Source organism: Chitinophaga eiseniae (genome assembly GCF_900167135.1).
Classification (GTDB): domain Bacteria; phylum Bacteroidota; class Bacteroidia; order Chitinophagales; family Chitinophagaceae; genus Chitinophaga; species Chitinophaga eiseniae.
This window is the reverse complement of sequence record NZ_FUWZ01000007.1, coordinates 1-26,164: the sequence shown is the minus strand read 5'-3', so window position 1 is coordinate 26,164 and position 26,164 is coordinate 1. Positions and strand designations below refer to the sequence as shown.

Sequence of the window (26,164 nt, the reverse complement as noted above, 5' to 3'; positions counted from 1 at the left end):
ATTGTTATTCCTCATTTCTCATCCCTAAGATTCACACATGAAGCACATTTTTACGCTATTCTTACTGTTGCCAATGGCGACGGCCTACGCACAATCACCAGATACCATCCGGATCGATTACCAGCATTTGCCCCAATCCAAGATCAGGCACAAAGCACAGCATGGCAGCCTGGTTGTATTGGAGATCGTCAACATTAACAAAAGCCGGTACAACGTCCAGGTGAACAGTACCAGCACCAATTTCTTCCTCCAGCAGCCCGACATTCTGAAAAAACTGGACGGGTCGGCCGTTAAACTCAATACAACAGAAGACCCCAAAGAGGATAACGGATCATCCTTTGCTTTTGACGATGGCGGTCTGCGACTGAGAGCACAGCTGCAGGGAGCGCTGGCGCCTTTCAAAACCAGCTTCAAAAAAATCAATGACAAACTGGACAACTACTGGACGAGCCTGGAAGATTTCAGGAAAGCAGTCGACGTACTGCAACACAGCCTGCTGTACAAAAATGAACTGGTCACCGTCAAAGATGCCTGCGACGGCACTTATCCCAAGGCAGAACAGGACCTGCTGACGGCAACCACCCTCTTTGTCAACAATAATAAAATAAGTAACGAAACAGCTGCTACCTCAAAAGACCTGCTGCTGGCCCAGGTGACCAACATTATTGACCACTACACGAAAATAGCCTCCACAGAAAAAGCAAATCTTGAGCAGCTGCAAAAAGACATCACAGAAGAGGAAAAATCCTTTAAAGAAGCGGCAGATCAGATGATGGCCGGCCTGCTGCCCCTGAAGAAAGAAGCCAGGTCAGCGGATTTTATCGTGGATAGTACCATTCTTGAAAAGGCCATCAGGACCACCCACGAACGAGTGGATGCCATGGAGTCCAACAAAACGGTGATCACCAAAGCCGGGGACCTGGTCGACAACTACATTCTGCTTGATCAGAAAACGTTAATCGTGAACAGTTACAGGATGATCACCCCTGTCAATTATACCATCAGGCATACCGCGTTGGCAGACAAAGATGAACTGAAATTTGACATCAAAATAGATCCGAAAGACAACACCATCTGCGCAGACCCCGGCTTACAGACACCTATTATCGTAAGGACATATGGCGGCTTTAAGATCGACTTCAGCACCGGCTTCTTTATGAACTTCGGGAACAACAACTTTTTTGATCAGTCTTACCGGCTGGACAGCATTCCCGGTGATCCGGACCACGCCACCATTGCCCGGAATGATAACCGTAATAAAGTAATTCCTTCTCTGGGCGCATTGATGCACGCCTACTACCGGACCGGATGGGCCGTTCAGCCGGCACTGGCGATAGGCGTCAGCCTCTCAACCGGCTCTTCCACCAAGTTCAATTACCACGCCGGCATATCGCTTGCTGCGGGCCGTGACCAGCGGATCGTGGCCAGCTTTGGATGGACGCTGACACAGGCTACCCTGCTTTCGTCCAAATACCAGGAAGGACAGGTGGTGGCAAGGTCCGTGATGGGAACCACCGTAGAAACAGAATCTTTTCACCGATGGGGCAATTTCCTGGCCATCACCTATAATCTCACCCGATAATGGCAACCTATATAAAACGACTGCTGCTATGCATCGCCATTATATTGCTGCACGGACAAAACCGGTTGTACAGTCAGGACCCGCTACCGGTACAACCGGCCAACGATACTATCCCGGAAGATAAATACTTTATATTTTCCTGTGGATTTGTCAGCAGCCAGCTGGAAGACCAATGTATCCCGGACATGATGCCATCGTTAAGTCCCGACGGCCTCACTCCCGCCATGGTCGTTGTTAAAATCCAGCAACTGCTGGGGATGGGCGATGATAATCAGACAGCCGCCAATTTCGTCCTGTATGAATGCCGCTTTCCGGGGCCTGTATTTAAAGCCGTTATGACACGGGGCGACAGCACCCGGTATATTTTATATAACCGGGAATATCTCAACAAATTAGTCGCGCAAAATACCGATTGGGTGACCTTTGCCATTTTCGCCCATGAGGTGGGGCATCACTTCCTGGGGCACTCCCTCCGCAACAAACGGCTCACCTACGCCCTTTCCAGGCAACGGGAATTAGAGGCGGACTTTTTCTCGGGGTATATCATCAGAAAACTACAGGGCACCCTGCCACAGGCGGAATCAGGTATCAGGGCGATCGATAACCATCCTACGCCGGAACTGGAAGCGGGATGCACCCATCCTACCAAAGCCAAAAGGCTGGCAGCCATCGCGAAGGGGTATAACTTCATCAACCAGCCGGGGGCGTCGGTACGCAGTTTCCTGAACATCGACAGCCTCGTCAAAACCGAAGGAATTGAGCAGTTGCTGAACAAAACCAACCAGTTGTACCAGGAGAAAAAATACCAGCAGGCACTGGAACAGATCGACAGGTTGTTTGACAGGGTCAGCAGCCAGCAGCTACCGATGATGTACAACAACCGGGGCATGATCAAACTACAGCTAAAACAGCATATTTCTGCCCTGGAAGACTTCAACAAAGCCATCCTGATCAACAGTAACCGCGCCGAGTTTTTTGAGAACAGAGCGCAGCTGAAAACGCAGTTGCCAAGGCAGCTTAATATAAAGGATGCACAAAAAGATATCGACCGGGCCAAACTACTGAAAGAACGCCAAAGGATCCAATAATAAAAAAGGCCGGTCTTTATCAGACCGGCCTGGCATAGGAGATGGAACGGTTAAAACTCAATATCCTTTGTTTTGTGTTAGTTTCGGGTTCCGCGCAATATCTATCGAGTTAAAAGGCAGATATAAGCGGGTAGCATCCTTGCCTTTGGTGGCGAGGAAAGGAATAGCCGTACCGAAGCGGCGCATGTCTTGCCAGCGGCGGCCTTCGCCTGCAAATTCCCTTCTTCTTTCATTTTCCAGCTCTTTCAGGAAAGCAGCGGCGCCAGCAAAGTCGCCGTTGCTTTTGGTGCTGGCTTTACGGGCAGTCCTCAACTGGTTATAGTAGGTCACGTCTACCACGCCTTTCCTGGCGCTGGCTTCCGCCGCTATCAGAAAAGCTTCACTGTAACGGATATACGGATAAATAGCATAAGAGGCAGAAGTGGATTGTAACGTATCCACTGAAAACTTCAGCAGATAGGTCACTTCCTGGCCGGTAGCGGCATTGCGCTGCCGGTGCAGCAACTGCCTCCGGATATCGGCAGGCTCGTACAGGGCCACGAGGTCGTTGCTCATCCAGGTCAGTCCGGGGCTGTTGCCTTTAAACGGAGCGCCGGGGCTGTAAAAGGAGTACAGGCCATAACGGTTGAAGTTGGCGCTCAACGGGCCATCTACTCCCCTCCACATCATTTCCTTCGCGGGACTGGCGAACTGGAAAATCTGGCCGTAGTTACTGCTGACCAGGGAGAATTTTCCGGAGCGGATCACCGCTGCGGCCAGATCACCGGCCTCCTGGCTCTTACCCAGTTGCAGGTAAACCCTCGCCAGCAGCAGCTGTGCTGTCTGCCGGCAGGCGGCGTTAGGCGTGGTAAAATCCTTTAACAGCGGAATAGCTTCTGTAAGGTCCGCAACGATAGCGGCATATACTTCTGCTTCCGTATTCTTGTCGCGGCGGATTTTATTGATATCCGTTTCTGTATCCAGTGTCAGAATAACGCCACCGTATGTTTCCACCAACCGGCTGTACTGGAAAGCCCTGAGCGCCAGCGCTTCTCCCAGCACCTGCGACTGGTCGGACAACTTTTTACTCCGGATGTAATTGATGATAATATTGGCATTCCCGATACTTTTGTAAGCACTGGCAATGGTGCGGTTGTTACCGAAACCATCTTCCACCGTGGGATTGCATGCGTCATAACCGGCAGGGTTAAACTGGGAAGGGGTACCGCCCTGTATGGATACGATATCATCACTATAGATATCCCATACCGGATAAGACTGGTAATAAACACCGTCCGGCTTGTAGGCGCCCTGTAATAACAGCGGCAGCTCCTGCGGCTGCAGGCGGTCCAGATCGATAGAAGTGTCCGGCTGTGGTTCATCCAGTTTACCGCTGCAACCAGCCAGCGACAGCGCGGCAGCAAACAACAACAAAGTCTTTTTATATGTCAGCATGTTATAATCTTTTTAGCAATATGAAATTAGAACCGGGCGTTGATGCCAATGGAAACAGTGCGTGGCATAGGCACGATCGCCTGCTGCACGCCGTTCTCCATGGCCTGTTCAGGATCGCCGGATTTCAGGCCTTTGTCTTTGATGACAAAGACATTCTGTACGGCGCCGTATAGGCGTAACTGTTCGAACATCTTGTTCTTTACGACTCTTCCTGCGAAATCATAACCCAGTGTGAAGTTTTTGAAGCGGAGGTAAGAACCGCTGAAGAGATATAAAGTAGACGGTCTGCTGTTCCAGTCCGTCGTTTGTCCGGCACCGTGAGGTCCTGTTACCGCACGCGGGTAATGACTGTTATCACCGGGTTTGGTCCAACGGTCCAGTACCCAGTCAGGCATGTTTTCCATCACACCTGTTTCATCGCTCAGGCCATAAAAGCGGGCAAACTGGTCGCTAAGGTTATAGATCTTATTACCGACGGTGTACACGAACTGCGCAGAGGCGCTGAAACCTTTCCAGGAAGCTTCGCCATTAAAACCGCCGCTGAATTTAGGCTGTGCTACCGGCAGGTAGATCATATCCGCCTGGTTGATCACACCGTCTTTGTTCATGTCTTCATAGATGATATCTCCTGTTTGCTGATCGATGCCCTGTGCTTTGTACATCTGCAGCATACCTACAGGCTGGCCCATCACTACAAATCCCATCGGTCCGCCGGGATAGTAACCGGCGTAGTTCATAATGCTGTCGCGCAGTGCTGTAATGCGGTTACGGTTGATATTGCCCACTATGCCTACATTCCATTTGATGCTGTTGGCGCCGGTGGCGGCACTGCTATAGTTGATGGCTATGTCCACACCGCGGTTGTCCATAGCGCCCAGGTTTACACGTTGACTGGTGAAGCCGCCGCTGGACGATGGGATGAGAACGGAGGAGAGCAACCCGTCGGTTTTCTTGCTGTAATACTCAATGGTGGCGCTTAAGCGGTCGTTGAGGAAACGTGCTTCCAGGCCGATGTCCTGCTGGCGGGTGCGTTCCCATTTAAGCGCCGGGTTGCCCAACCGGGGATTCAGTTGCAGCGCCGGGGCGTTCAGGTAGGTTTGCGTGGCGAGCAGGCTGGTCACGTCTGTCAGTCCAAGCGGACGGATGTTACCGGTAATACCGTAGCTGGTACGCACTTTCAGGTAACTGATCCATTTCTGCTGTTTCATGAAAGGTTCGCTGCTGACTACCCAGCCCGCGGAAACTGCCGGGAACCAGGCGTAGCGGAAGTCTTTCAGCTTGGAAGAACCATCTCGCCTGATAGAAGCGCTGAACAGGTATTTATGGTCCCAGCTCATGTTGGTACGCAGGAAAAAAGACTGGGAGTTTTCGCGGAACTCGCGGTTTCTGGAGGCATAGCTGTTGTCGAACGCGGAGGCGTTGCCTGGTTTCCAGAGGCTGGGCGTAGAAGGGAAGCCGATCAGGGAGTAACCGCTGGTGTTATAGCTGTTATCGGTGTATTCCTGTCCCAGTACCGCATCGCCTCTCCATTTGTCGAGCTGGTACCGGTAGCTCAGTACGTTGTTCCAGGTGTAGCGCAATCCTTTATTGCCGATGTTTTGATAAACTCCACGCCGGGCCTGCCCCATATAGCTAATCGGGTTATCGAACGTTTCCTCTGTCACGTCGCTTTTTGAGGCAGCCAGCATGGTGCGGAAGGAGAAATTTTTCGGCAGGGTGATTTCTCCGAAGAAGTTACCGACATAGTTCCAGGTGCGTACGGCGCTGGTATAGCCGTCTCTTCTGGCATAGGGATGTTCCTGCAGCCCATGCCAGTAACCATAGGTGCCGTCGCTGTTGTATTTAATGGAATCAGGTGTATCCGGCCTCACTCCCATGGCGTTGGAGAGTGGGGAACCCATCAGGTCAATATCTTTGTTCAGCACATTGGAGATGGCAATGTCAGCACCTGCTTTGAACCAGTTGAATAATTTCTGGGTAACGGCCAGTTTACCGGAATAGCGTGAAAACCGTCCTTTCCCGATGGCGTTATCTTCGGAGTACCGGCCAAAGGAAAGATAGTAGGTGGTTTTGTCTGTACCACCGGCTACACTGGTTTGTATGTTTCTGGTCATCGCTTGTGAAGGTGTTACCTTTTTCAGCCAGTTGTTATCAGCGGTGCCCAGTTCCAGGTTATCTATCTGCGCCTGCACAAGGCCTTTTTCATTGTTCAGGTTGGCGATCTGGTCAGGCGTAAGTCCGCCTGCCGCCAGTTGTTTGTCGATATCGCTGATACGGCTGTTTCTCGCCTCCCGGAACATCATCCCGTATTCCTGTGTGTTCAGTGGCCGGTAGTTGAATACGGATTTGGTCACGCCCCAATAGGCGTTCACGTTAACATTCGGTTTGCTGTTGAAGTTACCTTTTTTGGTAGTGATCAATATAACGCCCTGTGCGCCTCTTGCGCCATATATCGCCGAAGAAGCGGCGTCTTTCAGCACTTCAATGGATTCAATATCCTGCGGGTTGAGGTTGGCCAGGTTATAGTTGGCATTGGCGCCGGCGCCGGCAGCGTCTACCACCAGTCCGTCTATTACCATTAAAGGATTGGAACCGCCGCCCACTTCTGTCTGCAGTGTTTGTATCCCCCTGATAGTGAATTGGGGAACAACGCCGGGCCTGGAGTCGCCCTGTTTCACAAACAGGCCGGCTACGCGGCCCTGCAGGCCATTGACCGTGTTGGCCGACATATTTTGTTCCGGCTGTACGGAGGCCACCTTGGCGATGGAGCCGGTCAGGTCTCTCCTTCTGGCGGAGCCGTAACCAATCACCACTTTTTCATCCAGCGCCTGCGGCGCGATTTTCAGGACTACCTTAATGACGGGCCGGCTACTGACCGGCACTTCCTGGGGTTGATACCCGATGGAAGACACCACCAGTACTGCATCTGCCGCTACTTCCGGCAGGATAAACTCTCCGTTGGCATTGGTAATGGCGCCTTTAGTGGTGCCTTTTACCCCAACAGACACGCCCGGTACCGGTTGCCCGTTCTCATCATAGATAAAGCCTGCCACCCGGATGGGGGGCGGCGGCGGAAGGGGCCGTTCCCGGATAATCACCATGTTATCCTGGATGGTATAGGCCAGCGGCTGGTTACGCAGGCAGCTATCCAGCGCCTGCACCAGTGTCACATCCTTCAGGTCCAATGTCACTTTTTCTGTCTGACGCAGCTGTGAGGCGGTATACACGAAGGTATACCCCGATTGCCGGTGTAATTCACTGAACACCTTGCTGACGGGTGCTTCGTTCAGAGACAGTTGTAATCGCTGCGAATAACCGGTGGCACTGAGTTGTAGACAGGCCGCCAGCATAATAACGGCGGATAACTTCATAATCCTCCACAATTTGGTTGATGGGAAACGGAAATCAATTCCGGCTTGGTTCCAAGCAGGTAAAATCATACTTTTGATGTTGGGTGATTAATAAATGATCATCAGCGTGATGTTTAAATTACCCGCAGCACCTGGTGTTAGCAGCACCAGGCGCCGATCCTGTTCATTAGCAGTGAACAGGATTTTTTACGGGATGACTATACGAATGGTTGGTTCGTCTCTTTTTTCATGATAGTTCAGGGATATACGGTTACACGCCGTCCTTCCAGCCGGAAATGTACTTTTCCGGTGAGTTCCAGAATTCTCAACGCTTCCGCCGCATTGGCAAAGCGTGGGATCTCGGCATAAAACTGTTCATTCACCTCTCCCGCATACACCACTTCTATATTATACCAGCGGCTCAGTTGCCGCATAATGTCCTTGATGGGGGTAGCGTCGAAAAGGAACTTCCCGTTTTTCCAGGCTATTGCTTCATCGACGTTGACCTGCATGCTGGTCAGCTGCCCCGTACGCCGGTTGAGCGCTGCCTGATAACCCTGTTTCAGCGGGACGCTGACATTATTGTGTTTCATCACTACTTTGCCACTGAGCAAGGTGGTGTTCACAAACGTCTCGTCGGGATAGGCCGTCACGTTAAAGCTGGTCCCCAGTACTGTCAGTTCCATGTCGTTGACTTTTACGAGGAACGGTTGGGCGGCGCTGGCCGATACCTCGAAATAGGCTTCGCCGGTGAGTTCCACTTTCCGTGTTCCATCGGGGAACATGTCCGGATAGCGCAAGCTGCTCATAGCGTTGAGCCATACTTTGGTGCCGTCTGCCAGGATTACCCGGAATTGCCCGCCTGCGGGAACTGTCAGCGTGTTGTAGGACGGTTTGCCATCCCTGACAGCCAGCTGCTGATAGGTCACCAGTCCGCTGTCCGTTTTAACGATACGCACGTTATTGCCGGCGATGATGGTGTTGGTCGTGGTACTGTCCAGCGCGATCACCGACCCGTCGGCCATGGTCAGCGTGGCCCTGTTGCCTCCCGGCGGCGGAACTTCTTTTTTCACCGTTTTCGCCACCGCTGGTGCGGAGGGTGTTTGCGGGCGGGACTTCCACACGACATATCCCCCCGCCAGCGCCGCGATAGTTACCGCGGCGGCGGCATATCGCCACATTTTACGCATGGGGCGCACGCGGGAGCTTACAGGAACAGGCTCCTGCCTGCCTAAAATCTCGTCCATGATCCGGGAAGAAGCCGTGGCTGTCAGGTCCGTCACCGGCTCGTAATTGGCCCAGGCGCGCTCCAGCACCCGCTGCAGTGCAGCATCGTCGGCGGACTGTTCTATCCACGTTGCAAGTTCTCTTTTCTCAGCCGCCGTGCAGGTCTGCTGAAAAAACTTTGCCACGAGGTCATCTATTCTTCCTTCGGACATGGAAACAGGTTTAATAGGTAATGCCAGGTGTTAAAAATGCCCCTGATTACCAGTAAGACAATAAAAAAGCGGGATATGTCTAGTGGAATGGAAATTTTTTTTTCAGAAGAACGGCTTTTCTGAAACGCTCAGTAACAGAAAGAATACCGGCAACAGGTCGGTATGATTGCCCAAACCTGTGCGCAGCGCGTGGAGTGCCTGTACCAGGTGTTTATTGACGGTAGAGGGGGAAATATGCAGCAACTCGGCAATTTCTTTGTGTTTCAGGCCCTGTTCCCTGTTCAGGAGATATACCTTGCGTTGCTGCGGAGGCAGGGAGTCTATAATTTCCTGTACCCGTTCGCGCAGGGCCTTGAATTCTATTTCTTCGTTGGAATCTGTTGCCGGCGTTGTTTCCTGCCGGTCTGCTTCCTCTATCGGTAAGAGCGTAGCTCTGGCCATTTTCCGGAAGTCGTTGATGGCCTGGTTCTGTGCCATACGGAAAAGATAGCTGTTGAAGTGCGTAATGGTCGCCAGTTTATCGCGTTCTTTCCAAAGTTTGAAAAACACTTCCTGCACGATATCCTCGGCCGCCGCAGCCCCGTTCAACTGCAACATGAAGCTATACAGCTTTCGTCCGTACTTCCTGAAAAGTGCTTCAAAAGCTGTTTCGTCTCCTGTAGCAGCCGAAGCCAACAGTACCTGATCATCCCGCTCACCTGACATATTCATTATGGTCACTCCCTTGTTTCTAAAAATCGCATCCTCCGTAATGGAACCGTAAAAATAGAGAATAGCATGAAAGTATTTAATATAATATTACTTCCGGGCCACTCCATTATCGCTTTACAATATACAACATTTAAATGAGGGAACCTCCCGATTGACATTGAAATAAAAGATTGATTTTAAATAATTTAAGCCCCTTTATTAAAATTAGTGCTTTTCATACAGCCGCATCTTTCGCTTTCTGTTACCGGATACCAGCTGTCGAAATAGAAATAAACACTCACTTTGCAATTCAAAGTACTTTCCATAACTTTAAACAAGCATTGTTTTATCATCCTGAAAATCCAGACCATGGAAACGAGAACATTTAGCGTCGTCACCGCGCTATCGATGGTATTTACCATTACCGCAGCAGTCCTCAGCGTGGCCGGTATCGCCATCACAGGCTTCTATCCGGCGATCGCGGTGTTTTTGGCATTGGCATTGATTCCTATGGCCTCCCGGTTGTATGCTAAAAAAATGAAAGGAAAATATAACACCCCGCTGATCGTCATCAATGTGCTGTTAATACTGGTGGTGTTGTGGATGACGTTCGTTATCGTGCATGACCGTATACTTGGCGATTGTTGTTGATTTTATCTGCAGGTAAAAACTATGGATAAGATCTTTAAAAGATCACGCGCCCATGGAAATCAAAAGCATACCGCCTGCTAAAAGCCTGACCGATTTTGTTGAAAGCTTTTGGATGATCCGGAACGATGCCCCGGAAGAGAAAGAAATTATTGTCCTGCCCGACGGCCGGTTCGATATTATTTTTTCTGTTGGCGGTAACGAGGCTTTTCACGCTACGCTACGCGGCCTGGACACCCGCCCCTCTCAGGCCGCTATACCGCGGCAAATTACCATGTTTGCCGTCAGCTTTAAACTACTTGCTATTGAATACCTGCTCGACATTAAAATGGCGGACATGGTAAACGAAGGGCAGCAGCTGCCGGATGGGTTTTGGCATATTGTTCCTGCCGACCTGGAAGACTTCGACCGTTTCTGTGCCAAAGTATCGGCAACCCTGCTCCGTCTCATCAAACCCGGTATCGACAATCGAAAGAAAGAATTATTTGACCTGATCTATTCCTCCAACGGCTCACTGGCTGTACAGGAACTGGCGGACAGTGTGGCCTGGAGCAGAAGGCAGATCAACCGGTACTTCAACGAGCAGTTTGGGATCTCTTTAAAAGCTTACTGCAACATATTTCGCTTTAAAGCGTCTTTGCAACAGCTTAAAGAAGGCCGGCTCTTCCCTGAACTGAATTATACCGATCAAAATCATTTTATTAAAGAAGTAAAGAAGTTTGCGGGCGTGGTCCCGAAAGAACTCGCTAAAAATCAAAACGGCCGTTTTATACTATTATCTGACCCATCGCAGGAATAATTTTGCGATATGAAGATTCAAGACAAAAAGATCGCTATCATCGGCGGCGGTCCCGGCGGCCTCACCCTGGCACGGCTCTTACAACTGAAAGGTCTCCACGTAACCGTCTACGAAAGGGACGTCCATCCCGCGGTGAGACAACAGGGCGGCGCGCTGGACCTGCATACCGACTCTGGCCTGGCAGCGTTGACAAAAGCCGGTTTAATGGAAGCCTTCAAAGCCAACTACCGGCCGGAAGCAGGGTTTATGCGCGTGGTGGACGAGCAGCTGAAAATGTACTTCGACGAACATCAGCAAGGCAAAAAAGAAACTTTCGGGGATAACCACCACCGACCGGAGATTGACCGCGGACCACTCAGGCAAATACTGTTGAATTCATTGAAACCTGATACCGTTGTCTGGAATAGCCACCTCCTCTCTGTGGCAAAAATACAAGGTGCCTGGAAGCTGGTTTTCGAAAACGGTCATACCGCTACCGCCGATCTGATCATCGGCGCTGATGGCGCCAATTCCAAAGTCAGGCCCTTTGTAACGCCTATCCAACCTTACTGGACGGGCATCACCATGCTGGAAGGCTCGCTGAAGGACGGCGCTAAAACGGCCCCTGTCATCAGTGAGTTGTTAAAAGGCGGAAAGTTGTTCAGCTACGGGAAGGGGCAAACGCTGATCGTCAGCTCGAAAGGCGACGGCAGCCTGGGTTTTATGGTCAGCTTTGCTTCCCGTGAACACTGGGCCCAGGAAAGCGGCATCGATTTCAGGGACCATCACCAGGTCCTCGCCTGGTTCAAAAAAGAATTCTCCACCTGGAGCCCGGTGTGGTGGGAACTCTTTGAAAGTTCCGATACGCTTTTTATTCCGCGGCCGCAATACTGCATGCCGCTTGACCAGCAATGGGAGGCCAACGCCGACATCACCCTGCTGGGAGATGCCGCCCACTGGATGCCGCCCTTCGCCGGCGAAGGCGTGAATATGGCTATGCTGGACGCATTGCAACTCAGCGAAGCGCTGACCAACCCCGCGTTCGACACCACCAAACAGGCCATCGCTTTTTATGAAAAGCAGATGTTGGCCCGGTTCGCTAAAATAGGGCAGGCGACCTTGTTTAACACTAAATGGATGCATCAGCCCAACGCATTGAAGGATATGCTGGCGATGTTCGGCAGGAACAAATGGAAGCAGGCGGTGTTCTTTACGAAATACGTCCTGCAGATAAATGTCATTCCATTTATCCGACGGATGTTAGGATGGTCGCCGGTGCAGGAGGTATTTCGCTGACTGCTGGAAGGCCAAACTAAATCGAAAGGCTTATAAGCATTCACTTACAAGCCTTTCGATTTACGTTAAGCAGAGGATCACTTTACAACTGTTGCTTCCAGTTCTACTGTCAAAGTAGCAAACAATTCTTTGACACCTAATAGCGTGGTCGCCTGCCGGATACCGTATTTTTGAATAAACGGTACATAGATATCCATACAGCTGGTAAAGAATGTCTGCGGGGATGTTGTATAAACATTCAGCCTCACAATGTTCTTACACTCGTATCCGGCTTCATTTATCAGCTGCTCAAGATTCTGAATGGTTTGGGCCAACTGAGAACGCATATCTGCATTGGACGGCACGCCATTTCCATCTATGGCCACCTGACCAGAACAATAGAGGGTCCCCGTCACGTTTTTTACTTCAACGGCCTGCACTGAGTTTGTGTTTTTGCCCCATTCCCAAGGGTCGAAAAGCTGCTTTTCCATCATTTTTACGATTAATTGTGATTTGATGGAACAAAGCTAAAAGGGGGTTGCGACAGCCTTATGTCAGGGGTATCAAAAATTAATAATACTTATCAAAATATTCCTGTAAAGTCATTTTATGCGGCGTGAATTTTTCCTGCATGATTTCCAGTTTCCCAATCCGGTCCGGGCGAAAATACCGGAATGTTTTACGTAGCCGGCACCAGGCAATCAACAGCCAGTTTTCGTTGGTGCTGACCAGGGCAAATGGCTCAATCATCCTGTGGGTCGTTTCGTTTTGTTCGTTGGTATACGAGACTTTTACCAGGCGGAAGTTAGTGAGCGCATGTTGAAGTTGCGAGATATTGTTGCTATTCCGTTCTCTGCTGATGTTCTGCTCAAAACGGGTACGGTCGGCCAGCAAATTCGCTTTATCTTTTTCCGATTGCCTTAATACGGCCTTTATTTTGTCGATCGCTTCGGTGTAATCCCTGATAAAAGAAGCGTCTTTATTTTTGAGCACCAGCTGTTCTGCCAGAATAAGTGCGTTGGCCTGGCTTTCTGAAAACATTACCGGAGGAATTTTATATCCTTCCATCAACGTATACCCTTTCCCTTCTTCTGTAAGAATAGGCACGCCCGCTTGTTCCAAAGCCCTGATGTCTCTGTAGATGGTCCTTATACTTACACCAAATTTATTGGCGAGATCCGGAGCCGTCAACAATCGTTTTGTTTGTAACTGCGTTAAAATCGCAGTCAGCCGAGAAAGCCGCGTAGCGTTATTGTCATTCATCTTTTATTTATTACGGGCACCGGAAAAACTTCATCGATCCCATGGGTACCCTCCTTTATCGACACCTCATTTCCTTTTTCACCTATTGTAAAATCGATCAAATACTTATTGATCTTTGACAGCAGGTTAAACTCAATTTCAAATATATTGGAAGTTTTCCAATGCCCTCTCAACGCATACAAATGTCCTGAGCGGGTATCCTGGTAAAATTTATAGGCTGCTCCCTTCCCTAAAGGATAGATGACGGTTGGCGCTCCGGTTTGTTTTAACATTAAAGCCAGGTTCCCTTTTTTCGATATGATTTCAGCATTTTTTATGGCTAAACTGTTGGCCGGGAAAACCATCTCCTTATTAAACAACTTCTCTTCACCAGCAGCGTTGGGAGCGTACACCGGCGAATCGGTCCCCGCTTTTGCCGCCTGAAGCGTCCTCTTTTTTAAGTTTTCAAAGGCCGCAGGATCACTTTTCAGCTTTTTATCCGTACTGAGCGAATGACCAATCATCTGGCCTATCCGTTCCTTCTGCTCATCGGTGAGTCCTCCCGCGGTTTCCACAACGAGGGCGTTGTGAATGGAATCGATATGCACCCTTTGCCTGCCTCTGCCTTCCAGATTATAGCTACCGTCTTTATCAATCCAAAAACCATAACCATAGCCATTGCCGTTTCCAAATACGGTGTTCATCGATTTGGCCTTTTTTATCCAGTCCGCAGAAATAAGGGTTTTACCATTCCATTGCCCTCCGTCTAACAAGAGCTGGCCAATTTTAGCCAGATCAACCGGTTTCAGGGCCAGGTCTCCCCAACCGTAGTTAATACCCTTCTTATTCTTAGACCAATAGACCGATGTGATACCCAGATCATTAAAAAGGTATTTTTTAGCAAAGTTTTCGGGGGACAGCGCCGTTGCCCGGTAAATAATTTCTCCCAGCAGGTAATAATTACAACTGCAATAAGAGAACTGCTGGCCGGGGTTGGTGACAAAAGGAATATCGAAGATAAATTTGGGCCAGTTGTCTGATGGGAACAATTCATGGAACAAACTATCTTCATTGGCAAAGCCACAATCAAAGCCTGATTTCATGGTAAGCAGGTCTTTGATGGACAAAGTTTCAAACCCTTTCGCTGTTGGTTTGATCTCCGGAAAAAATGACAACACCAGCTGATCTTCACTTTTTATATAGCCTTTGTCGATGGCGATGCCAATTAACAACGATGTTACTGATTTGGTACAGGAGGCTATGTCATGCCGCAAACCGGAGCGAAAGGGATAAAAGCAGGCATCAAAAACGATCTTTTTATTCCGTACGATTAAAAGGCTGTGAATGTTGACGTCGTTTTCCTTCACATAAGTGAATATCTCGCTCAGACCTTTAGAGGAAAAACCTTCCTCTTCCGGGACGGAGAAAGAAAATGTTTCGCCGGGGAATACAGGTTTTGTTACCTGGGAAAACATCGGCGCTGCCTTCATTAGTAACAGTAGCATAAAAGCAATCCCTTTACAATGGGAACGGTGCATAACAGGGAATTTATTGGTATAAGGGATGAAGATATAACATTTCCATTGATAGCGTAACGATAGGGAGAGCCGATAGCAGGGTAAATACAACCGGCTTGTAAGCGAATACCTGCAAGCCGGTTTATTCCAATATCCTTTACTGCTGTAATTGGATCATGGCTGATCGTGAGAGAATAGCAACCGAAAGCCTAATGAACTTTGTCTTATGATCAAAGCAATAGTTTCTCTTATCCTTTTGGTAAGGATTCCACAATGTTTTACTGAAGCGCGTAAATTCAGCTGTCTTTATCTACCAGCTGTTGAAGGTATTTATTCTGTTGTTGTAAAAGGATTAACATTTCCTTTCTCTGTAGTTTTTCCTGCTCTGAGGGGCCATCCACTGCATTTTCAGATAAAAAATCTGTTATAGGGGTATTGGTGTATTGGGCAATCCGAACAAGGTCATCAACATATACCCTGGATTTATTAGATTCTATTTTTGACAGGTAAGACTGAGACACTTCCAGTGCGACAGCCAGTTCTTCCTGCCTGATACCCAGACGCAGGCGAATCTTTCTGATTGTAGTACCGATTTCCATCGTATTAATTTTAATATGACACAATTATAGTTGGCAGCATGGCAGGCAACCTGACAGTTAATAGTAGTTGTTATCGTGGCACAGGCATCCATATGGGTCTTTTTTCCATAGGGACGGTTGCTTGGCAGCCGTGGCGCATAGGGGGTGCTAACGCCACGGCATGTTTGGGACTAATTTGCTCTGTTCAGTAATTCCTCATTATCCAGTTTCTGGCTTTGTGCTGCCTTCACTGTATTTTTTCCGAAGTTGTATACCAACCCGATACCGATTCTGCGGCTATCCGAAAAAGTATAGAAACGGGAATTCAGATTAGGCGTTGTTAGGTTAAATCCACTGATGTCGTCCTTAAAAATATCTGAAAAGGAGATTGTGTATTGGAGTTTCTTCTGCATGAGGTTACCCTTAAGCGCCAGCCGTGCAAAACTTCTTTTCCTGGATTCCGCCAGACCATACGACCTGGGAGTGCGATAATTAAAAGTAAGGTCCAGTTTCAGGTCACAGGGAAGTGAAAAGGTACCGGAAAACCCGAGAATCATTGCCAGACCATCATTTGTCACCAGGTCTTTACCCAGCATCCCTTTGGTTTCAAAATAACTGCCGCGCACAAAGGCGTTACCCTGCCACCATGGGAACAGCCGGTAATCGTAGCTGATGGTGGTCATATAATTCCGGACGTCCAGGTTGATCACTTTCCAGGCAGTAGTGTCTTCGCGCTGTATGGGCAACTGGGAAAAAGCGTCTTTACTGTGGCTGTAATCAAGGTCAATAAAGAGTTTGTTCTTTATACCGGCGTTCACATTCAGCAGGTCTGTATACTGGGGTTGCAGGCCGGGGTTTCCCTCCAGCACGGTATAGTCATCGAGGTAATTACGGTAGGGTGTCAGCTCCACAAAAGAAGGACGGTTAATACTTCTTTTATAGTTGAACGCCATTGTATAATCCTTTGAGAATATTTGCTGAAGCAGCAATGAGGGGAAGAGGTCGGTAAAGTTCCGCTCATATACCCCTTCTACTTTCATCATGGTCTTTTCTGCCCTCACACCTGCGTTAAAAGAAAATTTCCCGAAAGACTTCTGCAGGCCTGCATAAGCGGCCAGGACGCGTTCGCGGTACAGATTATTGAACGACAGTGCTGGTATCAAAGACCAGTGCTGGTCGGCATTCAGCAATTCCTGGAAGGGATCAGATTTAAGTTTGGAAAAACTGAGCTTAACACCAGCGCTTGCCTCCCAGGCGTTTTTAAAAGGAAGTTGTGCATCGGCCTGTGTCACTACGATAGAAGAGTTGCTGGGGTTTGTATTGCGCACTACCGGGCGCTCACTCAATATTTTGCCGGCGGGGTCAATTACATTCTGGTATTCCATCTGGTTCATGGTCCGTTTATCCAGTGGCGTATATATTATCGTAGCGCTTATTTTTTTCCCCGAGGCATCCAGCTTTCCTTTGTAGGTGAAGCTATAGTTGGTGATATTGGTACGGCTGTTTGCCCGCTGCAGGGCTACCAGGGTAGAATCGGGCTGTTTACCGAGCTCACGGGAAAACCCGATCTGGTTATGCCACCGGGTACCATCCAGCATGCTACGGTAGTTGCCATCTACCTGAGCAAGCACGCTATGGTTAGTGCTCAGGGAATATTGGAGGCCAAGCGTTCCTGAGAATGTGCGGTTCTTGTATAGGTCCCAGGGCGTTTCATTGAGCACAATATTACGGTCATGCAACGTAAGTACCCGATAGCCATAATTCTGTACCAGGTAATCGCCGCCTTTATAATTCAGCGTTCCGTTTATCACCATCTTTTTTTTACGGTAGGTAAAACTGACGCCTGCATTACCATTGGCATAGATACCCTGGGAAACTCCGGCAATCACAGAGCCGGTAAAGCCCATCAGCTGGCCTTTTTTAGTGATGATGTTGATAACGGCATCAGCAGTGCCATCATATTGTGCAGAGGGGTTGGTAATAAATTCTATTTTTTCGATGTCCTGGCCTATCATGGATGCAAAAATGGCATCCAGCGATTCTTTGGGCCTGGGCACATTATCGACCAATACCAACAGGTTCGATTTCCCGTTTATGGTCACGGTTTCCCGTTCTACGTCCATAAAAGGCAGGGCCTTGAATATGCTCAAAAGATCGTTGGCCTGATAGGTGCTGGCAGCCACGTTCATCACGAAGCGGTCGGCCTTTTTCTCCAGCACGCGCTTACCGGCTTTTACCTCAAGCCCTTTCAGCGTAGTGGCAGTGTGAATAAGGGTAATAATACCTGCATCATACGTCCCTTTTCCTTCGGCCAACTCAAATACAGGCGTAGACACCGGGGCATAACCAATATTGGTGATTGTCAGGAAATAACGACCATACGGAATGTTCTTCATATTAAAAACGCCGTTCTCCCCGGAGAAACCGCCTTTCACCTGGTTACTGTCTGCCGCCGACCGCAGATTAACGGTAGCAAAGGGCAATCCAGCTTGCTGAGGACCCCTTACCGATCCGGACACAGTGCCTTCCTGGGCCAACAAACGTACACTACAAATCAGCAGCATCGCAATAAATGAAAAGGACTTCAGTAATGGGGCTGCGTTCCTACAAAGACGGGCCTTTCTAAACAAATGGCAATGAGGGTTCATTCGACAGATTAATAGCATTTTGAAGAAAGTTGTTAAAATAACAAATATTACCATAATACCAAAATACAAGACTACAAGATTAAGGTTTGTTTTACCTGCAGACAGTTGCTCATATAATCCGGACCAAAAATCATGTTCTCCGGCAACCTGTTCTCCAGCAGGTGAGGGGGCAACCCTCTCCTGCTTTCTATCAGCAGTAGCCTGGCAGGGTCCTTCCCTTTCACCCTGCACTCCAGTTGCAGCCCTTCGCGGGGAGGCGCAAAGAAGGATATCCTTCCCAACCTGGTACGCGGATCATGCGCGATATTCCGGGCGGCCACGCTGGCTGCCGTTATCTTATCAGTGAGCAATAGCTCCAGCGAGTTGGTACCTTCGCCGGGTACGATCAACAGCTTCAGCTGCCGGTCTCCATTCACGAGCGTATCCTGTATAACGTTCACCGAAGCGGCCTGCTGCGCCGTATAAGGAGCCTTGTTCTTCCACACGTAGTAATCAAAATCCTGGTAAAACTCGTTAAAGGGACTTTTCGCGGCTGCAGGAATATATCTACTCAACCAGTCATCTTTATACCGGAGCGTGGAGACCCATACAGCCTCTTTCGCGTCTGTATTGACGCCGTACATCAACTGGGTAGCCGCAGGGCGCTGCGTCGTGTTAGCAGCATAAATATGGGCCATTATCCCGCCGGCCAGCAGCAGGCATATGGCCAGTACTGCCAGCAAGCGGTGACTGAGCGCATCCAGCACGGGCTTGACCAGAATGAGCAATGGAATGAACAGACTAATAAAAACCGCTGCTGCAAAGGGAAACGACAGGCTAAACACCACATACAACAGGTAAGCGAAAACGCCCCATAATGTCAAAGGAAGCCACCACTGCAACACCAGCGCGGCGGCGTATAAGTAAGGCCGGCGCTCAAACCGTATATCAAACCAGTATATCCAGGCGGTAACAGACAACACCGGTATCAGCGGAATATAGAGCATATAGGCACCAGAGGGAATATAAAACTTCGCCGCAAGCATCATAACAAGCAGCACCAGCATTGCGCCTGCAAACAGGCCAGTACTGCGCCAACGACGGGCTATGAGGTTATACATGATGACGAACACCAGCAATCCCGCTCCTATCAGCGATAACAAATAATATTTGGCATTGTAGGTATTACCGACGCTGAAGTTCAGGTACTGCGGATAAGCTGCAAACAGCCATTTACTGAGCAGCCAGATCAGGCCGGAGAAGACCAGTATAGTTAACAGGAACCATGCCGCGCCCAGCAACAACCATTTTACGGTGAGCCCCTGCCGGAGGAAAGCTGCGGTCAACAGGGCCGCGAACAGCAGCATGGTGACGGCAATCAGTATGTTGTCCATCGTGTAACTATACACCAACAGCCAGCTGCCGGAGGGATTAAAAAATACCGCATCGGCATCGGGAGCATGGGTAATGTCCAGATCAGCAAAGTAACGGACAGCCGCCAACATCAGGTCTCCCTGATGCTGAAGGGTACGCATATCCAGATTACCGGGAGTATCGGTCATACTGTGGTAATTGCTGTAACCTTCTATGAACGCAGTATTCCACCCCGGTATACCTTTATTTTTAAACACTGTAAAGTCAGAAGCGTTCGGCATATGCTTATACACTTCACAGGCCAGGGAATTACCAAGCGCCCCGGGGACCGCGGCAGCCAGTCCTTTCATGATCCAGCTGTTGGCGCCTGAGGTCTCAAAGATATAATTCATGCCCGCATTACCTCTTGCATCAAAGTTCAGGACGATACCGATGCTATCAATACCGGGGTAGTTATTAACAAAAGCCTCTGCCCCTAATTGCCCGGGCTCTTCAAGATCCGTGAACAGGAAAATTACATCATTCCTCAAGGCGGGGCCTTTTGCCAGAAGGTCAATCGTTTCCATCATAGAAGCCACTGCACATCCATTGTCTCCCGCGCCCGGCGTATTAGGCTGTGAATCGTAATGAGCTGCTACCAGCACAGCTTTACCGGGCGTGCCGCCTTTCAGCCTCGCTATAATATTATGCGCTTCGCCGGCGACGAGGCGGTAATCTCTCCTGTTGAACCCGACGGCTGTTTGCACCCGGGTTTCCAATCCATGCTCTTCGCAAAAGCCGGTAATATAGGCGCGTACCCTGGCATGAGCAGGCTCTCCGCTACTATGGGGTTCCCTGGCAACAGCTTCAAGGTAAGGGAAAGCCCTTGCTGCAGAAAACGCAGCAGGTCTGGCATTTGCCGGCACTACCTCCGGAGGAACCAGCTCCCGGCCAATAAAATATATAGCGACTGCGATGGCAATAGCAAAAAATAAAGCAGCTAATTTGGCAGATCCTGGCATAGTAAATAGTATTTGTTGATATTTTTATAATTGTCGTAATTCCAGGACGCTATTATCGGGTTGTATGTCCTTTACGATATTTCCGTACTCAAATTTTATGATTCGATCCGCATGTTTAAAGTAGGCATCGTCATGCGTAACAGCAACGATCGTTTTGCCTTGTTTCCTGAATTTTGGCAACAGTTGTTCATAAAAATACTTTCTGAAGTGGGGATCCTGGTCGGCGGCCCATTCATCCAGCACCAGCAAAGGGCGTTTTTCCAGCATGGCATAAATCAACGCCATGCGTTTGCTCTGCCCTTTGGAGAACTTCCTGCGGGCAGATTCCTCATCGTCATCCTTTACGATAGTATTCAGTTCCATGGTTCCCAGCAGGGCAATGTACGCTTCGTTGTTCTTCAGTGAATAGTCCTCGTAGTTCGCGGAAAACAGGTGATGATCGGAAAATACAGCAGCAATATGGTCCCGATAATGCTGCAGATCGTCCAGGATGGGTTTTCCGTTCAGCAGTACACGTCCTTCCAGCGGTGTATATATGCCGGACAATATGTTTACAAAGGTGCTTTTACCGGAGCCATTGCCGCCAACTATAAAAATCACCTCTCCACCGCTAACGGTAAGATTCAGCTGCTGCAGGGCGTACGCGGCGTCCGTCGGCGCGCCGGGGTATTTATAGCTGATATTTTCGAATCTTAATTCTCTGAGCACTTCTGCACGACCGGCAGCTCCTGGCACTTCACCTTCCCCGGGGAGAGCATCCATCTCCTTTAAGAAGGCAACGATGCGTTTGTTGGCAGCAAATGCCTTTGTAAAAAAGGTCTGCATGCTGGTCAGGGCATTGATAGGCCCACGGACAAAAAGCAGGACCACAACAAAAGCGCTGATCTCTGATGCGCTGAGCAGGTCCAGGCGGGGCAATATAAAGATGACCACCCCTATTATAACGTAAAGTCCGTACTGGCTGATCAGGTTAATGACAGATAAATAGTTGGCGACATAATTTTCCGTATTCCTGACATCGGCACGGTTGGGCTTCAGGTATTTTTCGTGAAGGTTGGCCCGCCTGGTACGGCTTAGCTTCAGCTCCTTAAAGCCTTTCAGGATATCGTCTACCAGATTGAAATAGTTGTCATTCAACTGTCTTAACAGATGTACCTTGCCCGCTATTTTTTTGTTCACAGCAAAGTAGATACCGATGATGCCTGCTATAAGCCCTATTACGAAAAGAGCAGAGGGAGCCGACACCACGAAGAAATAAACGATACAGATAAGAAGGGTCAGCACCAGTGTAATAGCGGTGGATATCATACCCGGCAGCAATACCAGCATCCTCATATCTTCAATGGCCCCGTAAATACGCTGGGAGCCTATCCTTTCCAGCTGATGCAGGCCGGCTTCCTGGAACTTCTCCATTATCCTAAGCTCGTTCTCATAAATCAGCTTGTTGGAGAACGAGGTAATCTTTTTCTGCACAATTACATTGAGCACAAAAGACACGGCAATCAGGGAAAAGAACGTGATATCCTGGTGAGCAGTGATCATCAGCGCCTTTCCTGAAACGATGTTGTTCATGATCACCAATATTCCTACAGACAGCAGGGTATTAGGAATACAGAACAACATCAGGTAAAAGAAATTACGTATAGATATTCTGAACATTACCTTCTTTTAAATTTTTGAACGTGTTGTTACCAGGAGACTGCCGCTAGGCAACCGGTGCGCACAGGTTGGCGCGGATAAGCTGCATGAGCATGTCTGCATGCTGGTAAATAAAAAAATGATCGCCTTCCACCACCCTGGCCTCGAAAGCGCCCAGCGTATAGTTTTTCCAGTTCTCTATTTCCGCTGCGTATTTTTCCCTGTTTCCCATTACTGCAAATACAGGTGTATTGGTTTTATACGCTACCACTATATCCTCTGCGTCTTCCAGCAACTTAAAATCGGCCCGGAGTATAGGCTCGAAGAAATCCATCAGTTCTTCATTCTCCAGCAGATCGCCGGGTATTCCACCCATTTCCCTTAGCTTGAAAAAAAATTCATCACGGTCCAGACCTGCCAGTTTTTCCCGTTTATGCACATTGGGGCCGGCATTGCCAGTTGGAATGAAACATACCGGCGGATCGCCGGCCTGCTCCAGCTGCATGTTGACAAGGAAGCCCAGCTCAGCGCCCATACTATGACCGTAAAGCACATAGGGGACGCTCTGCCTGCGCTCCCTGATCTGCCGGAGCAGGTCGGCCACAGCCTCCTCCCTGGTACACAAGAGGGGCTCCCTTATTCTTTTACCACGACCGGGCAGTTCCAGCAGCTCAACGCTATAATGGTCTTTCAGACAGCTAAACAGGTGCTGCAGAGAGTACATATTACCACCTGAAAAATGAAGGACAAATACCTGTGGTTTTACCATGTTGTTTTAAGATTATTAATTGTTACTTCTTCACCGCGTGCAATATCAATAAGATATTTTCTGTAGTCTGCTGCTATGTTCTCAATAAATCCGTGCTCAAACATCTCTGTTTTATAATTGATCAAAAACGACAGTGGCTGACCGGAAAAGACCATGATGGTAAGCGGGCTGTTATTATTATCTCTGAAGCCGGCATTACTGAATTCAAATGCAGGAGCGTTGTCTTCTTTCTTCCGGCTATTCAGGCCGGGATAATTCTGATGCACCAGTAAACTTTCGAACAGGGGCACGTCCTGGTTGATGCCGTTCAAACGGCGGATATCGCTCAAACCAACGGCGCCGTACTGGTTATACTCCATTTGCTGCCGGTGCAGGGCCAGTAGCCATTCCTGCAGCGGCTCGTCAACCGGGCAGGCTACCTTTACGGGGATGGTGTTAATGAACAGCCCCACCATGGCGCTTATGCCTTCAAATGCCTCACTCCGACCGGAGATCGTCATACCAAACATCACTTCGCCGGCATGGGTATAATCGCTTAACAAGCGCGCCCATGCCGCTACCAGCAGGGTGTGCAGGGTTACTTCGTATTTTGCCGCGGCATTTTTTAGCAGGGAACTTTCGGCAGTAGTAAAAACGGTATGCCATTCACGGTAGCCTTCCTCCTGTATGCCGGAGGCGGCACCTTCCTGCAGGGCGAGCCGGCTAACCTGTCCTGCATAAAGGCCTTGATTTTTCCAAAACTCCAATGCCTTTGCCTGGCTGCGGGTCAGCAACCAATCTACATATTTCCCGTAGCTGGGCACCGGGGGCAGCATTACAGGCTGCTGCCGGCTGAGGGCCTGGTATACTTCATTCAATTCTGCAAATAAAACGGGCATGCTCCATCCATCCAGGATGATATGGTGCAAAGTCAGCAGGATATGAAAGTCCTGTTCATCCCGTTGCAGAATAGTGTACCGGAACAAGGGCGCCTTTTCGAAATCGAAAGGCGTCTGCGCATCTGCCTCCATGCAGGCCGCCAGCTGCGCTTCCCAGGCAGCCCCGCTGAGATCACGACAATTGATGTAACTGGCCTGTACCTCTGTGCGTCCGCTTACCACCTGGAGCAAGCCGTTTTTTTCGCATAGTACAAATGCGGTACGGAGCATGGAATGCCTTTCGACCAGGCGGCTCCAGGATAATTTGAAAAGCGCAGGATCAATGTTCTTCAAACGCCCATGCTGCTGTACGACATAGGCGCCTTCATCGTCCGCCACCAGGGAGTGAAAAAACATGGCTTTCTGCATGGAGGTGGCAGGATATACCTCCTGCATTTCCGGGAAGCTTTCTTCCAGTTCGTCGATCTTTTCCTGGCCAAGTGCTGCCAGCGGGAAGTCAGAAGGAGTAAAATGCGTTCTTTTCACCGCCATACAGTGCGATATCACTTCCTGCAATGCCTGCCTGAAACATCCGGCCAACCGGGTGGTATCCTCCACAGGGTACTCCCCTTCCAAATAGGAGATCGCAAACCTGAGGCAGTTATCTATTATTGCACCGTTAAATTCGAGGGAATACAGCGCATGCTGCCTGCCGGATATGGTGTTACCTGCGCTTTCGCTCATAGCAACAGCCGCCTGGTTACGGGCCTGCGTAAAATCACCCAGGTAATTAAACAACACAGCGGCAGGACGCCTGCGTTCACAGGCAGCTATATCTGCGTCTTGAGCGAGATATCGCAATACGCCGTAGCCAAGCCCGTTTGCCGGCACTGCCCTTAAATTCTCCTTGACCGACCTGAGCGCGGTACCTATACCATGAGGAGTTTCAAGGTTTATTTGTCCTTTGTTCAGGAGTACCGGGTAGATACTCGTAAACCAACCTACTGTCTGGCTTACATCCGTTCCTTCAAAAATATCTTCTCTGCCATGACCTTCCAGGTGCACCAGGAAGCTGCTGATGTTGCCCCAGCGACAAATGGCTGTCATCAGCGCTGTTAACAGCAAATCATTAATATGGGTGTTATATGCTTTAGCACAATGGTATACCAGGTTGCGTGTTTCAGCCTGATCCAGCCCGACCACCAGCTGCCGCTGGTTGGCAATGCTACGATCAGCCGTACCGGAGCCGGCGGGGAAAGGATCAACGGCATCGTTCAGTACCGCATGCCAGTAGCTACGCTCCATCAACAGGCGTTCGCCGGTTGCATATGCCTGCAGCTGTTCTGCCCAGCGCTTGTACGAATCTGACTTGCCGCCGGGGATAAACGTTTGGTCACCCGACGCCTGTGCCAGCAAGCGGTTCAGGTCATCGATAAGCAGGCGCCAGGAGATCCCGTCTACCAGCAGATGATGGGCTACCAGCAGCAAACGCCCCGGGCTGCCCGCACCATAGTTATACCATACCAGCCTGCATAGCGGACCATCGGCAATGGAAAGGCTTTCCTGTACCCCTGCGGCATGTGTATTTACCAGCGCTGTGCGTTCGACAGGAACGAAATCGCAATAATCCTCCACGGTGGCAATTGAATGCAGCAGCTTTTCGGAAAAAGGTTCATGCCATGCAGTACCTTCCTCCCAATGCGGGAAGCGAAGTCTTAACGCATCATGTTTATCAACCAACGCAGCTGTCAATGCAAAAAAACGCCGGCTGGTAAGTTCTTCCGGCGCCGTCAGCATTACCGCATAGTTGAAGTGATGCACGTCCTGCTGCTGGTGCTCAAAATACCACCGTTGTATGGGAAGCAGCGGCATAGCGCCGGTAACCGCTTCCTGCCCGGCCGCTGTGTTTTCTTTTCGTTTAGCCGCCTGCGCAAGCATGGCGATAGTGGGGTATTCAAACACCTGGCGAACAGTAATCTCTACCTGCTGTTGACGGGCCTTAGCAATAATTTCGATCATGGAAATAGAATTGCCGCCTATACTGAAGAAATTATCGTGAATGCCGATGGTATTTAGCCCAAGTACCTGCTGCCACACCTCCAGCAACAGCTGCTGCATTTCATTTTCGGGGACAGTATAAACGCTACCGGGCTGCCTGCCGGCTTCTACACCGGGCAGCTTCTTCCTGTCTATCTTACCGTTGGCGGTAAGGGGCAGCGCTTCCAGGCGTACAAAACCTGCCGGAAGCATGTAGTCGGGCAAACGGCGGCCTAACCA

Annotated in this window: 18 protein-coding genes; 5 read left to right on the top strand and 13 right to left on the bottom strand. The window is 49.6% G+C overall.

The annotated features are described in order from the left end of the window. Positions 1-37 precede the first annotated feature (37 nt). Together B5D63_RS31420 and B5D63_RS31415 are read left to right on the top strand one after the other, a co-directional pair. Positions 38-1,582, top strand: coding sequence for a hypothetical protein (locus B5D63_RS31420; RefSeq protein WP_143313239.1), 1,545 nt, complete (start codon positions 38-40; stop codon positions 1,580-1,582). Beyond that, entirely contained in the window at positions 1,582-2,670 is a 1,089-nt protein-coding gene (locus tag B5D63_RS31415; protein ID WP_078672860.1) for a hypothetical protein, read from the top strand. The genes B5D63_RS31420 and B5D63_RS31415 overlap by 1 nt, the downstream gene beginning before the upstream one ends. A gap of 57 nt (positions 2,671-2,727) precedes the next feature. Here B5D63_RS31415 and B5D63_RS31410 read toward each other — a convergent pair whose 3' ends face one another. The 4 genes from B5D63_RS31410 to B5D63_RS31395 form a co-directional block, all read right to left on the bottom strand. After that, positions 2,728-4,104: a RagB/SusD family nutrient uptake outer membrane protein gene (locus tag B5D63_RS31410; RefSeq protein ID WP_078672859.1), complete on the bottom strand. Its 1,377-nt coding sequence runs from the start codon at positions 4,102-4,104 to the stop codon at positions 2,728-2,730. Between the two features lie 26 nt (positions 4,105-4,130). Continuing rightward, positions 4,131-7,475, bottom strand: coding sequence for a SusC/RagA family TonB-linked outer membrane protein (locus B5D63_RS31405; protein ID WP_159456242.1), 3,345 nt, complete (start codon positions 7,473-7,475; stop codon positions 4,131-4,133). Positions 7,476-7,711: 236 nt separating this feature from the next. Next, positions 7,712-8,893: a FecR family protein gene (locus B5D63_RS31400; protein WP_078672857.1), complete on the bottom strand. Its 1,182-nt coding sequence runs from the start codon at positions 8,891-8,893 to the stop codon at positions 7,712-7,714. 102 nt (positions 8,894-8,995) lie between these two features. Next, positions 8,996-9,604 (bottom strand): RNA polymerase sigma factor, encoded by a 609-nt coding sequence (locus tag B5D63_RS31395; RefSeq protein WP_078672856.1) that lies wholly within the window; start codon positions 9,602-9,604, stop codon positions 8,996-8,998. A 348-nt stretch (positions 9,605-9,952) separates the two neighbouring features. Here B5D63_RS31395 and B5D63_RS31390 point away from each other — a divergent pair, with 348 nt between their 5' ends. The 3 genes from B5D63_RS31390 to B5D63_RS31380 are packed head-to-tail and all read left to right on the top strand — an operon-like array spanning position 9,953 to position 12,305. Next, the gene (locus tag B5D63_RS31390; RefSeq protein ID WP_078673053.1) at positions 9,953-10,234 is read left to right on the top strand and encodes a hypothetical protein; all 282 of its coding nucleotides are present in this window, start codon (positions 9,953-9,955) and stop codon (positions 10,232-10,234) included. Positions 10,235-10,286: 52 nt separating this feature from the next. Beyond that, positions 10,287-11,030 carry a helix-turn-helix domain-containing protein gene (locus tag B5D63_RS31385; protein WP_078672855.1) on the top strand — a complete coding sequence of 248 codons (744 nt, stop codon included), beginning with the start codon at positions 10,287-10,289 and terminating at the stop codon, positions 11,028-11,030. Positions 11,031-11,039: 9 nt separating this feature from the next. Then, positions 11,040-12,305, top strand: coding sequence for an FAD-dependent oxidoreductase (locus B5D63_RS31380; protein ID WP_078672854.1), 1,266 nt, complete (start codon positions 11,040-11,042; stop codon positions 12,303-12,305). 77 nt (positions 12,306-12,382) lie between these two features. Here the strand turns inward: B5D63_RS31380 and B5D63_RS31375 are convergent, their stop codons facing one another. The 9 genes from B5D63_RS31375 to B5D63_RS31335 all read right to left on the bottom strand — a co-directional run. Then, positions 12,383-12,775, bottom strand: a complete 393-nt coding sequence (locus B5D63_RS31375; RefSeq protein ID WP_078672853.1) for a RidA family protein — start codon at positions 12,773-12,775, stop codon at positions 12,383-12,385. Between the two features lie 79 nt (positions 12,776-12,854). Next, positions 12,855-13,547 (bottom strand): helix-turn-helix transcriptional regulator, encoded by a 693-nt coding sequence (locus tag B5D63_RS31370; protein ID WP_078672852.1) that lies wholly within the window; start codon positions 13,545-13,547, stop codon positions 12,855-12,857. Further along, positions 13,544-15,001, bottom strand: a complete 1,458-nt coding sequence (locus tag B5D63_RS31365) for a serine hydrolase domain-containing protein (protein ID WP_235021689.1) — start codon at positions 14,999-15,001, stop codon at positions 13,544-13,546. The genes B5D63_RS31370 and B5D63_RS31365 overlap by 4 nt, the downstream gene beginning before the upstream one ends. Positions 15,002-15,339: 338 nt before the next feature. Continuing rightward, on the bottom strand, positions 15,340-15,642 hold the full coding sequence (locus tag B5D63_RS31360; protein ID WP_078672850.1) for a helix-turn-helix domain-containing protein: 303 nt from the start codon (positions 15,640-15,642) through the stop codon (positions 15,340-15,342). 170 nt (positions 15,643-15,812) lie between these two features. Beyond that, positions 15,813-18,185 (bottom strand): outer membrane beta-barrel protein, encoded by a 2,373-nt coding sequence (locus B5D63_RS31355; protein ID WP_159456240.1) that lies wholly within the window; start codon positions 18,183-18,185, stop codon positions 15,813-15,815. Positions 18,186-18,340: 155 nt separating this feature from the next. Continuing rightward, a complete protein-coding gene (locus B5D63_RS31350; protein WP_078672848.1) occupies positions 18,341-20,623 on the bottom strand; it encodes a M28 family peptidase in 2,283 nt (760 codons plus the stop codon). 24 nt (positions 20,624-20,647) lie between these two features. Continuing rightward, complete coding sequence (locus tag B5D63_RS31345; RefSeq protein WP_078672847.1) at positions 20,648-22,282, bottom strand: cyclic peptide export ABC transporter; 1,635 nt, start codon at positions 22,280-22,282, stop codon at positions 20,648-20,650. A gap of 46 nt (positions 22,283-22,328) precedes the next feature. Continuing rightward, the gene (locus tag B5D63_RS31340) at positions 22,329-23,030 is read right to left on the bottom strand and encodes a thioesterase II family protein (RefSeq protein ID WP_078672846.1); all 702 of its coding nucleotides are present in this window, start codon (positions 23,028-23,030) and stop codon (positions 22,329-22,331) included. After that, on the bottom strand, positions 23,024-26,164 hold a 3,141-nt coding region (locus B5D63_RS31335; protein ID WP_235021679.1), incomplete at its 5' end, for a condensation domain-containing protein. The genes B5D63_RS31335 and B5D63_RS31340, both read right to left, overlap by 7 nt.